Origin of the sequence: Paraburkholderia sp. A1RI-2L (assembly GCF_048957375.1) — a bacterium.
Lineage (GTDB): Bacteria > Pseudomonadota > Gammaproteobacteria > Burkholderiales > Burkholderiaceae > Paraburkholderia.
Window position 1 is genome coordinate 443314 of sequence record NZ_JARBTA010000004.1, and the last position, 16197, is coordinate 459510.

Below are 16197 nucleotides of genomic sequence, written 5' to 3' on the forward strand. Positions count from 1 at the left end.
TAAATTGAAAAGCGCACTGCCAATAGGGTCCTGTAAATGCTGCAATGCGGCGCGCCACGCTGTTCAGTACCGCGCGCAACGCGCACATCCAGCCCTTTCCAGCGTGAGGCCGGTGCATAATGAACTCCCGCCGATGCAGTCCATGGCCGTCCTTTCTGGAGTCCGCCATGCAAGTAAGAAACGAGGAATTCGTCACCCATCTGCTCTCCGATCTAGTGGAATTCGCGCGTGGGCGTTTACCCGAACAGACCTTCCAGATCGTCGAACCTTTTCTAAGGCATTACTACGACTTCGTCGACGCCGAAGACCTGCGCAGCCGCAGCGTGGCCGATCTCTACGGCGCCGCCATGGCGCACTGGCAGGCGGCGCAGCGCTTCGTGCCGGGCAGCGAGCGCATGCGGGTCTACAACCCGATCCTCGAGCAGCACGGCTGGCACTCCGACCACACGGTGATCGAGATCGTCAACGACGACATGCCGTTTCTCGTCGACTCGGTCTCCATGGCCGTCAACAAGCTCGGGCTCGCGCTGCATTCGGTGATGCATCCGGTGTTTCGCATCTGGCGCGGCCAGGACGGTGCGATCGTGCGGGTGGACATGGGCGGCGCGGGCGCAGACGACGGCCAGTCGCAACTCGCCTCGTTCATCCATTTCGAAGTCGACCGCTGCGGCGATGCAGCGAAACTCGAGGAACTGCGTGGCGCTATCGCCAAGGTGCTAGGCGACGTGCGCGCGGCGGTCGAGGACTGGCCGAAGATCGTCGAGGTGGCGCGCGCCACGATCAAGGCCATGAAGGCGCGCGAAAGCAGCGCCGAAGACGTCGAATCGCGCGCGTTCCTCGAATGGATGGCGGCCGACCATTTCACCTTCCTCGGCCAGCGCGACTACGCGCTCGTCGAGCACGGCGATGGCTTCGCCCTGCGCGGCGTGGAAGGCTCGGGCCTCGGCATCCTGCGCGAGTCGCTGCGCGCGCCCGGCACGCCCGACACGACGCCGCTGCCCAGCGCGGCGTCGGAAATCATCACGGGCGCGTGGCCCATCTTCCTGACCAAGGCGAATTCGCGCGCGACCGTGCATCGGCCCGGCTATCTCGACTATGTGGGCGTGAAGCTCGTGGGGCAGGACGGCAAGGTGAGCGGCGAGCGGCGCTTCGTGGGGCTCTACACCTCCACGGCCTATATGGTCTCCAGTTCCGAAATTCCCATCGTGCGCCGCAAATGCGCGAACATCGTGCGGCGCGCGGGCTTCCTGCCCAAAGGGCACCTCGGCAAATCGCTGGTGACGGTGCTCGAAACCTGGCCGCGCGACGAACTCTTCCAGGCCGACGAAGACGACCTTTTCGACGTTGCCATGGGCGTATTGCGCTTGCAGGAACATCAACGCACGCGCCTGTTCGTGCGGCGCGACCGCTTCGGCCGTTTCGTGTCCTGCCTCGTGTACGTTTCGCGCGACAAGTACAACACGGATCTGCGCCTGCGCGTTGCCAATCTGCTCAAGGAAGCGTTCAACGGCGAATCGGTGGAATTCACGCCGCTGCTGTCCGAATCGGCGCTCGCACGCATTCATTTCGTAGTCCATGCGAAAACCGGCGCGATGCCCCAGGTGGACACGCGCGAGCTGGAGGCGCGGCTCGTGCAGGTCACGCGGCGCTGGCAAGACGATCTGGCCGACGCTTTGCTCGACGCCTTTGGCGAAGAGCAGGGCACCCGGCTCCTGCACCGCTACGCCGATTCGTTTCCCGCCGGCTATCGCGACGACTATCCGGCGCGCACCGCCGTGCGCGACATCGAGCTGATCGAGCGCGTGCAAGGCACGCGGCGCATTGCCATGAATCTTTACCGCCCCATTGAAGCCGGACCGCGCGCGTTCCGCTTCAAGGTGTACTGCACGGGCGAAGCCATCGCGCTGTCGCGCAGCCTGCCGATGCTCGAGCATCTGGGCGTGCGCGTGGATGAAGAGCGTCCTTACATCATCGAAGCGCCGGGCTGCGAACCCGCATGGGTGCACGATTTCGGCCTCGAGCTCGCCGACGACGCGGAGTTCGACATCGAACGCGTGAAAGATCTGTTCGAAGATGCATTCGAAGCCGTGTGGAGCGCGCGTATCGAGAATGACAACTTCAATCGCCTCGTGCTGCGCGCATATTTGAGCGCACGCGAAGTCACCATTTTGCGCGCGTATGCAAAGTATTTACGCCAGGTGGGATCGACATTCAGCGATGCCTATATCGAGCGTGCCCTCACGGGCAACCCGGCTATCGCGCGCCAGCTCGTCGAGCTGTTCGTCATTCGTTTCGATCCCATGGTCGGCGATGTGGGAGAAGCGCGTGAGGTGCGCACCGAGCGCGCGCTCAAAGCCATCGAAAGCGCGCTAGACCAGGTCCCCAATCTCGACGAAGACCGCATACTCAGGCAATTTCTCGGCGTCATCAACGCGACGCAGCGCACCAACTATTACCGTCGCGATGCGGACGGCGCGCTGCTTCCGTCGCTGTCGTTCAAGTTCAATCCGGCAAAAGTGCCCGGGCTGCCCGAGCCCAAGCCGATGTTCGAGATCTGGGTCTACTCGCCGCGCGTGGAAGGCGTGCACCTGCGCGGCGGGCGCGTCGCGCGCGGCGGCTTGCGCTGGTCCGACCGGCGCGAGGACTTCCGCACCGAAGTCCTCGGCCTCATGAAGGCGCAGATGGTGAAGAACGTTGTGATCGTGCCGGTGGGCTCGAAGGGCGGCTTCGTGGTGAAGAATCCGCCGCCGCTCACCGACCGCGAAGCGTGGATGCGCGAAGGCGTGGCGTGCTATCAGACCTTCCTGCGCGGCCTGCTCGATCTCACCGACAACCTCGTGAACAACGTGATCGTGCCGCCGCCCGACGTGGTGCGCCACGACCCCGACGATCCGTATCTGGTGGTTGCGGCGGACAAGGGCACCGCGACCTTCTCCGACTACGCCAACGCGATTTCGCACGAATATGGCTTCTGGCTCGATGATGCCTTCGCTTCGGGCGGCTCGGTGGGCTACGACCACAAGAAGATGGCGATTACGGCGCGCGGCGCGTGGGAGTCGGTCAAGCGGCACTTCCGCGAGATGGCCGTCGATACGCAGGCGACCGACTTCACCGTGGTCGGCATCGGCGACATGTCGGGCGACGTGTTCGGCAACGGCATGCTGCTCTCGCCGCACATCAAGCTGGTTGCCGCGTTCGATCATCGGCATATCTTTCTCGACCCCAATCCCGATCCGGCAACGAGCTTCGCGGAACGCAGCCGGCTCTTCGCGCTCGAGCGATCGAGCTGGGCCGACTATGATCCAGCGGCCATCTCGGCGGGCGGCGGCGTGTTCGCGCGCACCGTGAAGACCATTCCGCTTTCGGCGGCCGTGCAAAGCGCGCTGGGCATCGAGGCCGCGTCGCTCGCTCCAACCGAATTGATTCGTGCGATCTTGCTCGCGCCCGTCGATTTGCTCTACAACGGCGGCATCGGCACCTATGTGAAGGCCGCGCGCGAGACCCATGCCCAGGTCGGCGACAAAGCGAACGACGCGGTGCGCGTGAACGGCGCGGAACTGCGCTGCAAGGTGGTGGGCGAGGGCGGCAATCTGGGCGTCACGCAGTTCGGCCGCATCGAATTCGCCCAACGCGGCGGGCGCATCAATACCGACGCCATCGACAATTCAGCGGGCGTCGACTGTTCGGATCACGAAGTCAACATCAAGATCCTGCTTGGCCTCGTGGTGGCAGATGGCGAGATGACCATGAAGCAGCGCAACACGCTGCTCGCCGACATGACCGACGAGGTCGGATTGCTCGTGCTCAGCGACAACTACTACCAGACCCAGGCGCTCTCGATCGCGGGCCGCTACAGCGCGGAACTGCTCGATGCGGAAACGCGGCTCATGCGCTGGCTCGAACGCGCGGGCCGCTTGAACCGCGCCATCGAGTTCCTGCCGACCGACGAGGAAATCGCGGAACGGCAGGGGGCGAAGCTCGGTTTCACGTCGCCCGAGCGCGCCGTGCTGCTCGCCTACAGCAAAATGTGGCTCTACGACGCGCTGCTCGAATCGGACGTGCCGGAAGATCCGCTCGTCGCCAACTTGCTGATCGATTATTTTCCGAATCCGCTGCAGCAGCGCTACAGCGAACCGATGCAGCGCCATCCGCTGCGCCGCGAGATTCTCGCGACGCACCTGACGAACGCGCTCATGAACCGCGTGGGCTGCGCGTTCGTGCATCGCCTGATGGAAGAAACAGACGTGCAGCCCGGCGACATCGTGCGCGCATGCATCATGGCGCGCGACGTGTTCGACCTCAACGAGGTGTGGCGCGACATCGACGCGCTCGACAACCGCGTGCCCGACGACGTGCAGGCACGCATGTTCGTCGACGTTGCGCGGTTGCTCGAACGCGCTGCGCTCTGGTTCCTGCGGCATCTGCAGGCGGGCGCGGTGGACAGCGAAGGGGCGCTGCTCGCGCGTTGCCGCGACGCGGCGCAGCGGCTCGCGCCGCAATTGCCGATGCTATTGCCTGCCGGCGATCTCGATGCATTGTCGGCCCGCCAGGCGGCGCTCGTGAACGCGGGCGTGGAGAGCGCGTTGGCGGTGCGGGTGGCAAGCGGTGAAATTTCCATCGCGCTGCTCGATATTGCCGATGTGGCGGCGGCGTGCGACCGGCCGCTCGAGCACGTGGCGGCAGCCTATTTCGCGCTGGACATGCGCCTGAACTATGGCTGGATCGGCGAACGCGCGGCGGCGCTGCCTACACCCACGCATTGGGACACGATGGCGCGTGCAGCGGCGCTTGCGGAGGTGGCGCGCCTCAAGCGCGCTCTCACCACGAACGCGCTTGCCGCCGCGCCCGACAGCGCCGATGCGCAAGCCCTCGTGGATGCCTGGTGCGAACAGCACGCAGCGGCGCTCGAACGCTACGGGCACCTGCTAGCGGAGTTGCGTGCGACGAGTGGCGTGAGCCTTTCCGTGCTGCTTGTGATCGTGCGCGCGATGGCGGCGCTGGAGCGACCTTGAGGTGCAAGACGTCACGCGGGAACCATCGGCTAAATGCGGGTGGTTCCCCTGCTGAACATTTCGCGAATTGGCATTGCGTCAATCAATAGATTTAATCTCCGGAATTGATAATCTCGACGAGTCAATGTGAATGTCCATTCAGATTCTTTCAATAATTAATAAAGCCTTTCATGAATGAATTGCGTCAATTGCACGCATTCATTTATTCGCATCGACTCGATCCCTTAACGCTATTTCCTGCCCGCGTGCAAGCACAACGCTTGTTCGCGCGTCTTCGTGCGCTCCCCGAGGAGCCGCTCGCCCACCGTGTTTACGCCCGCTGGGAACGGCCTGTCAGGTTCGGAAACACCGGGTCCTTCAGCACGCGGCGCTATATCGATCAACTGAAATTCGGTTAATTCTCACAAGAATTAGAGCGCTATCAAAGCGCCAATTTAATTGCATCGGAATTTGACAGAAACGAGAGTCTTCAAGAGAGGCCTGTGCGATGCTTCCGCTCAAAATCCGAAGACATGAAATTCGCCATGCCCGCGCGATGCGTGTCGTTCGGCAAGACCATGAAAAGGAAACACTATGTCGTGGCTGACAGGCACACTTCGGCAGTACCCCGAGATCGCCATCTTTCTTTCGTTAGGCATTGGCTACTGGGTGGGGGGCAAGAGCTTCAGGGGCTTCAGCCTCGGGGCCGTTACGGCAACCCTGCTTGCGGCTATCGCCATTGGCCAGCTCGGCATCACGGTTTCAGCCAATGTCAAATCCGTGTTCTTCCTGATGTTCCTGTTCGCAGTCGGTTATGGGGTGGGGCCGCAGTTCGTGCGCGGCATCGCGAAGGACGGCCTGCCGCAGGCCTTGTTCGCTGTCGTGCAGTGTCTGTTGTGCCTCGCCGCTCCCATCGTCGCCGCCAGATTCGCCGGCTATGACCTGGGATCCGCTGCGGGCCTGTTCGCCGGCTCGCAAACCATTTCCGCCTCGATGGGGCTCGCGACCGATGCCATCGGCCGGCTCCATCTTCCGCCAGAGCACGCCAAGGCGCTGCTCGACGCCATGCCGACCGCCTATGCCGTCACCTACATCTTCGGCACGATCGGCTCCGCGCTCATTCTCGCGACGCTCGGCCCGCGGCTGCTCGGCATCGACCTGCCGGCCGCATGCAAGGAGTACGAAGCAAGCTTGGGCGGCAAGCGTGCCGGCGCGCAGGAGGGCCGCGAATGGCATGACTACCAGCTGCGCGCCTATCGCATTGCCGGCAACAGCGCGCTCATCGGCAGCACGATTGGCCAGATTGAGGCTTCCGAGGCGGCGGGTGTGCGGCTTTTCATCGAGCGCGTCAGGCGCGCGGACGCCGTCCAGGAAGCCACGCTGGACTTCGTTGTGCAAGCCGGTGACGTCATAGCCGTTGCCGGACCGCGCGACCAGCTCGTGTCGCAACTCGGTGCGAGTGGGGCAGAGGTGGAGGACGCGGAACTGGTCGCCGTCAGCACCGAGGGCGTGGACGTTTACGTCACCAGCAAGTCGGTTGCCGGCAAGACCTTGCAGGAACTCGCGGGCCTGCCCGGCGCACGCGGGGTGTACCTGAAGAAGATCAAGCGCGGGCCCACCGAAACGCCGATCCCGGTGTTGCCCAATACGAAGCTCGAACGCGGCGATACCGTCACGATCGTGGGCCGCACCCAGGACACCAGCGCCGCCGCCAAAGCGCTGGGCGTGCTCGATCGCCCCAGCACGGTTGCCGACATTGCCTTCGTGAGCCTGGCCATCGCGCTGGGCGCGTTGATTGGCGCGATCGTGATCAATGTGCACGGCATTCCGCTAACGCTGTCCACGGCGGGCGGCGCGCTCATCGCCGGGATCGTGTTCGGCTGGCTGCGCGCGATCCACCCGACCTTCGGGCGCATTCCCGAACCTACCGTGTGGTTCATGAACTCCGTGGGTCTCAATGTGTTCATTGCCGTGGTGGGCATCACTGCGGGCCCCGGATTCGTCGCCGGCTTGCAGCAACTCGGCGTCAGCCTGTTCCTCTGGGGCATTTTCGCCACGGCGGCGCCGTTGGTCGTCGGCATGTATATCGCGCGCTACGTGTTCAAGTTCCACCCCGCGATCCTGTTCGGCGTATGCGCGGGGGCAAGAACCACAACGGCGGCACTGGGGATGATCTGCGACGCCGCACGCAGCCAGGTGCCCGGACTCGGCTATACGGTGACCTACGCGGTCGGCAACACGCTTCTGACGATTTGGGGAATGGTGCTCGTGATGATCCTGAGCTGATGTCTGGACCAATTGGATATTTCGCTAACTAATGAAACGGAGCAAAAATTGACGACTTCAAAAGACAACCACGCAACCCACGCGCAAAAATTCTCGGCGCTCAGTCCGTTCGAACTCAAGGACGAACTGATCAAGGCGGCCGGTGGCGGCGCAACGGCTCGCTCGGCTGCAAACCTGCCCATGCTCAACGCCGGCCGCGGCAATCCCAACTTCCTCGCGACGATTCCGCGTCACGGCTTCTGGCAACTGGGCCTGTTCGCCATGCGAGAGTCGGAGCGCTCGTTTGCCTATATGCCCGCGGGCGTGGGCGGCTTCCCGCAGCGCGAAGGCATTGTCGAGCGCTTCGACCTGTTCGTGCGCGAGAACAAGGGGCAAGCCGGCGTCGATTTTCTCGCGGGTGCGGTGTCGTACGTGCGCGACCAACTGGGCCTTTCCGCAGGCGACTTTCTTTACGAAATGTGTGAAGGCATTCTCGCCTGCAACTATCCGGTGCCGGACCGCATCCTCAAGAACACGGAAACCATCGTCGGCCAGTACCTGCGCCGCGAGATGATCGGCAAGCATCCGTTCGTGGGGGAGTTCGACGTGTTCGCGGTGGAGGGCGGCACCGCGGCCATGACGTACATTTTCAACACGATGCGGGAGAATTTTTTCATCAAGCCGGGCGACACGATCGCGCTCGGCATGCCGATCTTCACGCCATACATCGAAATTCCCGCGCTCAACGACTACGAGCTCAATATCGTCAACGTCGAAGCGGATGTCGCGAACGGCTGGCAGTACTCGAAGAAGGAACTGGACAAGCTGCGCGATCCGAAGGTCAAGGCGTTTTTCCTCGTGAATCCGAGCAACCCGCCTTCAGTGAAGGTGGACGCGGCGAGCCTCGAATATATCGCCGAGATCGTCAAGACGCGCCCGGACCTCATTATCCTCACCGACGACGTGTACGGCACCTTCGCCGACAACTTCGTCTCGCTCTTCGCACTCGCTCCGAAGAACACGATTCTCGTGTATTCGTATTCGAAATACTTTGGCGCAACGGGCTGGCGTCTGGGTGCAATCGCGACGCACCGCGAGAACGTTCTTGACAGCGCGCTTGCGAAGCTGTCGAAAGAGCAAAAACAGACGCTGCACAAGCGCTACGAGTCGATCACGACGGAGCCGGAGGAGCTGAAGTTCATCGACCGGCTGGTCGCGGACAGCCGCACCGTCGCGCTCAATCACACGGCCGGCCTTTCGACGCCGCAGCAGGTGCAGATGGTGCTGTTCTCGCTGTTCTCGCTCATGGACACACCGGACGCGTACAAGAATGCGCTCAAGCGCCTCATTCGCAGCCGCAAGCGTGCGCTCTTCGAGACCATCGGCATTCCGTTGAAGGAAGGGGATCCGAACGTCGTCGACTACTACACGGTGCTGGATCTCGAGTACTTCGGCGAGCGCGCCTATGGCCGCGATTTCGTCGAGTGGCTGCTCAAGAACACCGAGCCTTCTGAACTGCTGTTCCGTCTCGCCAGGGACGCACATGTCGTGCTCCTGCCTGGCCAGGGCTTCGGCACGCCTCATCCGTCGGGCCGCGTGTCGCTCGCCAATCTCAATGAGTCGGACTATCGCGCGATCGGCAATGCGATTCGAACGCTGCTGGACGAATACCTGGAGCGCTATTGCGCGCAGACGGGTAAGAGCGTAGCGCGCTAATCCAGGCGCTGCCTCAACCGTCCGCGCAGCCGGTTGAGGCGGTGCGTGGGAATGAAGCGTCCAACCCGAGGGCGCGTACCGAAAGGAGCATTCAGATGTCTTGGGATTTCGAGAAGATCACTCCGTACGACGAATTCAATTTACCGGTTCCGCAGGACGAATTTCCGGCAACCGGAATGTCGGCCAGGGCCGCAGCCGCGCTTGTCGAAAGCGACGAATGGACGGATACCAATCCTGTTCTGAACATGTCGTCGTTCGTGACGACCTTCGCCGAACCCGAAGCATTGGAGACAGCGAAGCGCAATATCTTCAAGAACTATATCGACCACGACATGTACCCGCAGTTGTTCGCGATGGAAACGCGAATGGTGCGCTGGCTTCACAAACTGTGGAATGGCCCGTGCGACGCGGAGCCTTACGGAACTGCGACGGTGGGCTCATCCGAGGCGTGCATGCTCGCGGGTCTCGCGCACAAATGGAACTGGAAGCAGCAGCGCGAGAAAGCGGGTAAGGACGCAAGCCGGCCCAATCTGGTGACGGGCGGCAACGTGCAGATCGTCTGGAAGAAGTTCATGCGGTACTTTGACGTCGAACCGCGCATCGTGCCGCTCAAGCCGGGTCAATATAGTTTGACGGCCGACGATCTCGGCCAGTACGTCGACGAGAATACGATTGCCGTCGTGGCCATTGCCGGGCAGACCTTTACGGGGGAAGACGACGACTTTGCCGGCATTCATGCCTGGCTGGACGACTACGAACGGCGCACGGGAATTTCGGTTCCGATGCATATCGATGGGGCGTCGGGCGGCTTTATTCACCCGTTCCTCTATCCGGATTACCAATGGGACTTCCGGCTGCCGCGAGTGCAATCGATCAACGCATCCGGACACAAGTACGGCCTCACGCCGCCGGGGCTCGGCTGGGTGATATTCCGCGACCGCAAGGTATTCAATGAAGACCTGGTGTTCTACGTGAACTATCTGGGCGGTGAAATGCCCACCGCGACTTTGAATTTCAGCCGCAATGGTTTCCAGCTGGCCGTCCAGTATTATCAGTTCCTGCGCCTTGGATTCGATGGCTACAAGCGCGTCATGCAGCACACCCTCGATAACGCGCTCGCGCTGCGCGAAATGCTCGTGAAAAGCGGCTATTTCACGATCATGAACGATACGCAGCGCATTCCGGTGGTGGCCGTTACGCTGGACAAGAAAATCACGCGCTTCAACGAATTCGACGTGTCGAACAAGGTGCGCGAGAAGGGCTGGGTGCTATCGGCCTATACGATGCCGCCAGACGCGGAGTCGGTGAGAAGCCTGCGCGTTGTGGTGCGCCCGCACATCAACCGCAACGTCGCGAGCAATCTCGGGCGTGACATCATCGATGCCTGCCGCTATCTGGCGGAGCACGGCGGTAATGCCACGCCGCCGGCGCTGCATGGCCACGCGCATCTAAAGGGCTCGCCGGCCAAGTGCTGAAGCGGGGCGCGCGCATGGCCTGGCGCGTGTGATCACGTGCCAGGCCGCGCCGACGCCCACGTTGATCGAGGAGCGCATCTGGAGTCAGGCGACCACGCGCGAAGTTTTCGCTCGCGGCGACGGGTCGACTGCGGAGGACGCGGTGGCGCAGGCGCGCTGAGCGCGTCTTGCGGCTTCGTTCACGTGCAGGCTTGTTCGATGTGTGTCAGTGCGCGGCGATGGACGCCGCGATCCGGTCTGCGAGCATCCCGAGCACGCGGCTCATCGCGGCGGCCTGGGCCGTTGCGGCGTCGGCTGCTTCGTCGTCCGCTGTGCTGGCCGGGGCCGCGGTTTCGAGCGTCGCCTCGCGAGTCAGCGTGGCACGCGTGGGCTGACCCGACAACAACGTCCACGATGCCTGCATCTTCAGTGCACCGCGCGCATCGGCCTGAACGCCGAGTATCGTGACGACCAGCGTGCGCGTGTCCGCGGGCACCGGCGCGTCGGGGAAAACGAAGGCGCCGGCGGGCAATCGCATCACGAGGTCCTGAGCGAGCGTGCGCCTCATCATACGCGCGAGCGGCGCACCCCATCGGTGGTTGTCATCGATCGCCAGCCGGTTCGGTGCGATCTGCGTGACCACTTCGGGCCGATCGAGTTCGGCGGGAATATGCACCGCGGTCAGTTGCACCGCCTGCATTGCCGGCATGGCGCCCGCTGCCTGGGCCGGCGCCGCGCTCAGCGTCACATAGTGCATAGGCGGGCTGTGTCCGCAACCCGCGAGTATGAGCATCGCGCCCATCCGCGCGGCCGCCCCGGCGGCTGCCCTGAAGCGGGCGAGGGGGGCATATGACGCAGAGTGCACGCCTGTGCGTGTAGCCGGTCGCGGGGAGCGGCGCATCATGGGCCTACTCCTCGGGCCGGCCGCGCGCCAGCGCTTCAGGGTGACGGTCGAGGTAGTCAGCGAGCGTTCGCACCGAGCGCGCCGCGTCGCTCAACTCGCGCAGGGCAGCGGGCAGATCGTCCTGGCTTGATACATCGCCCCCGAGCGTGCGGTTCGCAGCGGCGACGGTGCTATCGACCGCCTTCGCGGTCTCGCGCAGTTGCGCCACGAGCGGCCCAACTTGCGGCGAGACCTGTTGCAGCGTGCGGTCGATCTGTGCCACCGAGCGGTCGATGTGGGTGAGGCTCTCGCGGATCTGCGGCGAGTTGCTCAAGGCATCAACGTGGGCCGCGATGCTGCGGACCTGGTCGCCCGTTTCCTTGATCGGCAGTGCGTCGATCTTCGCCACGACGTCATTGGCTTGCGCGGCGATGGCGTCGAGATCGGCGGATGGCGCATCCGGAATCACCGGTACGCCGTTTTCGGCAGTGAGGGTGGCGGCGGGCGCGGCTTTCACGAAGTCAAGCACGACCTTGCGCGGTCCCACGAGCGGCGGGTCTTGCGACAGACGCGCGCGTAAGCCTCGAGCGACGAGGCGTTCGAGCATGGTGTCGACGATCGGCCGCCAGTCGCCGTTGGCTGGCGCCGCCACGCCTGCGATGCCAAGCCGCGATGGATCGAGCGCCAGTTGCGCGAGCGTGCTCAGTGCTCCCGTGCCGGCGTCATAGTTCAGGCGCACACCGGTGACCGTGCCCACGTAAAATCCGCGCAATTGCACATTGGCGCCGCTTTTGAGCTCGCCGGCGGCACCCTCGAAGCGCACGGCATAGCTCACCATCGGCCCATGCAGCGGCGCGAGCGCGGGCCGGCGCTCAGCGCCATCGAAGTGCGTGGCGGGCTTGCCGCGGCCTGGCTCCATGACGATCTCGGGTCCGGAGAGCAGTGCTTTCATCGATGCCGGATCGCTCAAGTCCAGCTCGGCGCCGCGCAGAAAGAACTGCGTACCGGCGCGCAGGTATGGCGCGTCCTTGCGGTCGATTTCGAGTTTCGCCTCGACGCGCCGCCCGTCGGGCGTGAGCGCCACGCTCGACACCTGGCCCACCTTGACGCCGTGCAGCGTGACGATCGTTTCGTCTGCGGCCATGCCATAGGCGTTGTCGAACCTGACCGTGACGGTCTCCCCCTTGTGAACCAGCGCCTGCACGCCGAGCCATCCCGTCACGCAGATCGCCGCAATGGGGACCGCCCAGATCCAGCCTGGCCAGGCGCTGCGACGGACCTCGGCCTGGGTGCGCCGCGAGCGCGCGTCTGTCATGGCCGGCTCCGGAGATGCACGTCCCACATCATGCGCGGGTCGAACGCGTGCGAAGCCGCCATCGTGAGCATCACGGCGAGCGCGAATGCCGTCGCGCCGATCGCTGGGCGCGCTTGCGCCATGCCGCCGAAATGGATCAGCGGCACGAAGGCGGCAATGGTGAAGACATCGACATTGGACCAGCGGCCCAGCTCGTCGATCCAGCGGTACAGATGGGTTTTCGTGCGCAGATGCCGGCGCGAGCGCCGCCGCACGGACGCGATGAACCAGCCCATGCCGACGATCTTGGCCACGGGAATGACGATGCTCGTGCCAATGATAAGTATGCCGAAGGGCCAGAGGCCCGCGAGAAAGAGCTCGTGGACGCCATCGGCGATGCGGTGCGAATCGTGCTGGCCGAGTTGCAGCGAGACGGTCATCGGATAGAGGTTGGCTGGCACCGTCAGCACGAGCGCCGCGAGCGAGAGGGCCGCCGCGCGCACGACGGCGTCGGGTTTGCGCACGTGCAGCTTCAACCCGCAGCGCGGGCAGGGCCGGTTTTCGTGCGACACGGGCACGACCAGATCGCATACGGTGCACGACAGGGCGCGCTCGCGCGGGTGCAGCGTGTGTTCCGCGGCGAGCGCGCGCCACACGGTGCGGCGATCGAGCGATGCGCGTGCGAGCATCGACATCAACGCTGCGACGATGAAGCAATATCCGCCCACGCCTATCGTACCCGTAAGGTTTTGCGTCACCCGCGCATAGCCGACGCAACAGCCCATGAGATAAACGTCGGGCATGGCCCAGGCGTCGAGCCGGATGGTCCAGCGAAAGAGCCGTCCCATGCCCCTGAAGCGCCAGCCGAAGCGCACCGCGGCCAGCACGAGCACGAGGCCGCCGAAGCGCACGAAAGGCAGCACGATGCCGCACGCCCCGAGCAGCAGCGCGAGGATCAGCGAGCCGTCGCGCCAGATCGCCACGACGCCCGAGGCGAGCACCGACGAGCGCTCGGCGCCCAGCATGTGTACCGTCATCAATGGCGCGAGATTGGCCGGGAACAGCAGAACAAAGGTGCAGACCGCACAGGCGAGTGCAGCGTCCACGCTACGGCCGCTGCGCCGCTCCAGCGGGTAATGGCAGGTCCGGCAACGCGCGATTCCGTGCGGGGAGAGCGGCGGAAGGTCCTGAAGCGCGCCGCATTCGGGGCAGCCGAGTGTCATGCTGGTTCATCCGCTCGATTGTTCGCTGGTTCGGTCGCTGGCTTTTCATCAGGCGCTGGCAGCGGGCCGTTCATCGCGTGTCCTGCGCGCGCCGGCAACGGCGCCGCTTTGCCGCCCGTTCGAGCAACGATTGTGCCCAGCTCGAGAAAATGCGCGGCGCCCGCACCGCGATTCGCAAAGGAACGCAGACTGCTGCAATGAGAGGGCGACTTGCCGCGCTCGCCATCCGCGCAGAGCATCGCGCCAACCACGCGTCGTCAAAGGAGGACGTCATGAACAGCACGCTGGACCCCGACAACGAACCGACACAGCAACCTGCCGCACCGGGCCACGACAACGAGGCACTGGGCCCTGGGGACTCGTCCGATACGGGCAGCGACAGCAGAGGTGCGAAGCGCCACGACTTCGATCGCGACACGGAACTCGACAATCACGCGCTGGAAGCCGGCGCCGACGAAGCGCAGAGCGACACCGACCGCAGCGGCACCGGTGAGCGCGCCAGCGCCGATGGTGACGAGACGCTGCGCCCGGGCAGCGATGTATTGCCGGACGACATCGAGGAAGAACAGGCGCAAGAGGGCGCGGACGAAGAAGAGAACGAGGACGAAGGCAAGACTTGAGGGCCGCTCGCGACGCTCAATGGAAGCGAAGGGCGTAACGCATCGAGCCGTCGCGAAGTGAGCGCGAGAGAAACGTCGAACCGCGCATGTAGAAGCTACAGGTAAGCGATGAAACGCCGCGTGACGTGACGGCGCGTGGCTGCGCGACGCGTGGGCGCGCTTGCGGCACATCCGTTGCACGGTTTCACTACGCCAACGCAACCCAGGAGGTGACGATCATGACTCAGCATTCCCGAGGGCACGCCTCATCGCACGACAGCAACGCTGGACATCGCTTCATCGACGTGCAAAAAGCGCTAAAGGGCGCGTCCTATCCGGCGGACAAGCAAAGTCTGCTCGAATGCGCGCGTTCGAACGGCGCGAGCGAGGAGGTCGTGCACGCCCTCGACGGCCTGCCGGAGCGCGAATTCGCGAATCCCGCCGATGTGTCGAAAGGCGTGGGCAACGAGGCCCCCTGACGTATGCCATGTCGAGCCGTCCTCTTCCGGAGGGCGGCAGTAATCACGAGTGTCTCGGGCGGCGCCTTGCGCCGGCCGGAAGCAGCACCTGTTCGGCGATCGTCTGCGATACGTCGTAATGCTGGCGTCGGGAATGCACCCGGCTCGTTGTAGTGCAGCTTCGCGAGCAGCGCTTCGGGCCGACCGCACTGGCCGCGCCGATGGCGTTGCTGCGGGTTTTGACGGTCAGCCGTCTCGCGGACTAGCGTCCGCGGCGTTCGCGGCGGCGCTCATGCGCATGTTAGTCGCGTTAGTGCGAGGTCTTGCCGACATGTAGCGCGTTCGTGACCGAGGTGACTCCGTCCAGTTCTTGAATGGATTGGGCGGCGCGATTCTTCTGTGCATCGTCGGAGACCGTACCCGTGAGCGTCACGACACCGCGATTCGTCGTAATGTGCACATCGTTCGAGTCGAGATCAGCAGTGCCGAGCAACGCCGCTCTCGCTCGGGCGGTGATGATCGCGTCGTTCGTCTCTGAGCCGACCGACGAACTCCCGGCGACCAGGCCGTGCGGTGGAGGAACCTCCGGGCGCGCGGCGCCAGAGCCGGACTGGGCAAATGCGCCGGCGTTCGCGAGCGCGAATCCCACGCCCCAACCAGCGTAGCGAAAATACCGTGACAGGCGGCATCGCATATTGGCCTCCTCGTTCAAGGGGGGGGCAAGCGGAGAAACTTGCTGTTGGGCCGCCGGATTCTTCGGCTTGCGGCGCGACGCTCATTCGCGCTTCCACACCCATAGCGCGCCGCATACGAGACCAATGCCTGCCGCCACGCCCAGCGCCGCGAGCGGATTGTCCACGATGGTCCCGCGTGTGGCATCCGCGGCGTTGCTCGCGAGCCGGTGCGATTTTCCGTACAGCGCCTTCACTCTGCCGGCGACCTGCATTTCCGCATCGCCGAGAACGTCACCAGCGAGTGCCTGGGCGCCGCCTGCCATTTCATCAACGATGCCGCGTGCGTGTGTCCTTTCCATGATCGTGCTCCTTGCGATGTGGGTAATGGCGTGAAGGAGCAGCCATCGTACCTATGGGGACCCCGGGGGAAAAGCAACGGCGCAACCGTTGCACGCCCATTTTTCGTGCACGAAATAGGCGAAGGGGAAGCGCCTGGCCGGATCATGTACGTTGATGGTTTTCTTCCCCTTTATTTTACATAAGATAAATTATCAATGTTTTAAGCGTAAGAGCAAAGTAGTAGTGTCGTACCTTGGCAAAGTACAGATGTCGTACCCGGGTCCGATTTGAGGCGCACGCG

General features: G+C 63.9%; 11 protein-coding genes. 6 read left to right on the forward strand and 5 right to left on the reverse strand.

Annotated elements, in window-relative coordinates; genetic code table 11:
- The first annotated feature begins 167 nt into the window (after positions 1 to 167).
- The 4 genes from PWP93_RS30450 (at position 168) to PWP93_RS30465 (ending at position 10447) form a co-directional block, all read left to right on the forward strand.
- On the forward strand, positions 168 to 5012 hold the full coding sequence (locus PWP93_RS30450) for an NAD-glutamate dehydrogenase (protein WP_421047328.1): 4845 nt from the start codon (positions 168 to 170) through the stop codon (positions 5010 to 5012).
- Positions 5013 to 5585: 573 nt separating this feature from the next.
- Positions 5586 to 7277: an aspartate-alanine antiporter gene (aspT, locus tag PWP93_RS30455; RefSeq protein ID WP_421047329.1), complete on the forward strand. Its 1692-nt coding sequence runs from the start codon at positions 5586 to 5588 to the stop codon at positions 7275 to 7277.
- 48 nt (positions 7278 to 7325) lie between these two features.
- Positions 7326 to 8972 carry a bifunctional aspartate transaminase/aspartate 4-decarboxylase gene (locus PWP93_RS30460; protein ID WP_421047330.1) on the forward strand — a complete coding sequence of 549 codons (1647 nt, stop codon included), beginning with the start codon at positions 7326 to 7328 and terminating at the stop codon, positions 8970 to 8972.
- A 95-nt stretch (positions 8973 to 9067) separates the two neighbouring features.
- A complete protein-coding gene (locus tag PWP93_RS30465) occupies positions 9068 to 10447 on the forward strand; it encodes a glutamate decarboxylase (RefSeq protein WP_421047331.1) in 1380 nt (459 codons plus the stop codon).
- Positions 10448 to 10652: 205 nt separating this feature from the next.
- Here PWP93_RS30465 and PWP93_RS30470 read toward each other — a convergent pair whose 3' ends face one another.
- The 3 genes from PWP93_RS30470 to PWP93_RS30480 all read right to left on the reverse strand — a co-directional run bounded on the left by PWP93_RS30470 (position 10653) and on the right by PWP93_RS30480 (position 13826).
- Positions 10653 to 11219 (reverse strand): PqiC family protein, encoded by a 567-nt coding sequence (locus PWP93_RS30470; RefSeq protein WP_421047332.1) that lies wholly within the window; start codon positions 11217 to 11219, stop codon positions 10653 to 10655.
- A 115-nt stretch (positions 11220 to 11334) separates the two neighbouring features.
- Positions 11335 to 12624: an MlaD family protein gene (locus tag PWP93_RS30475; RefSeq protein ID WP_421047333.1), complete on the reverse strand. Its 1290-nt coding sequence runs from the start codon at positions 12622 to 12624 to the stop codon at positions 11335 to 11337.
- Entirely contained in the window at positions 12621 to 13826 is a 1206-nt protein-coding gene (locus tag PWP93_RS30480) for a paraquat-inducible protein A (RefSeq protein WP_421047334.1), read from the reverse strand. The genes PWP93_RS30475 and PWP93_RS30480 overlap by 4 nt, the downstream gene beginning before the upstream one ends.
- Positions 13827 to 14098: 272 nt before the next feature.
- Between PWP93_RS30480 and PWP93_RS30485 the strand changes: the two genes are divergently transcribed.
- Both PWP93_RS30485 and PWP93_RS30490 read left to right on the forward strand, forming a co-directional pair.
- Complete coding sequence (locus tag PWP93_RS30485) at positions 14099 to 14446, forward strand: chemotaxis protein (RefSeq protein ID WP_421047335.1); 348 nt, start codon at positions 14099 to 14101, stop codon at positions 14444 to 14446.
- Positions 14447 to 14664: 218 nt separating this feature from the next.
- On the forward strand, positions 14665 to 14904 hold the full coding sequence (locus tag PWP93_RS30490) for a DUF2795 domain-containing protein (protein WP_421047336.1): 240 nt from the start codon (positions 14665 to 14667) through the stop codon (positions 14902 to 14904).
- Positions 14905 to 15193: 289 nt separating this feature from the next.
- Here the strand turns inward: PWP93_RS30490 and PWP93_RS30495 are convergent, their stop codons facing one another.
- Together PWP93_RS30495 and PWP93_RS30500 are read right to left on the reverse strand one after the other, a co-directional pair.
- The gene (locus PWP93_RS30495) at positions 15194 to 15532 is read right to left on the reverse strand and encodes a BON domain-containing protein (protein WP_421047337.1); all 339 of its coding nucleotides are present in this window, start codon (positions 15530 to 15532) and stop codon (positions 15194 to 15196) included.
- A gap of 126 nt (positions 15533 to 15658) precedes the next feature.
- Entirely contained in the window at positions 15659 to 15916 is a 258-nt protein-coding gene (locus PWP93_RS30500; RefSeq protein ID WP_421047338.1) for a CsbD family protein, read from the reverse strand.
- Positions 15917 to 16197: the final 281 nt, after the last annotated feature.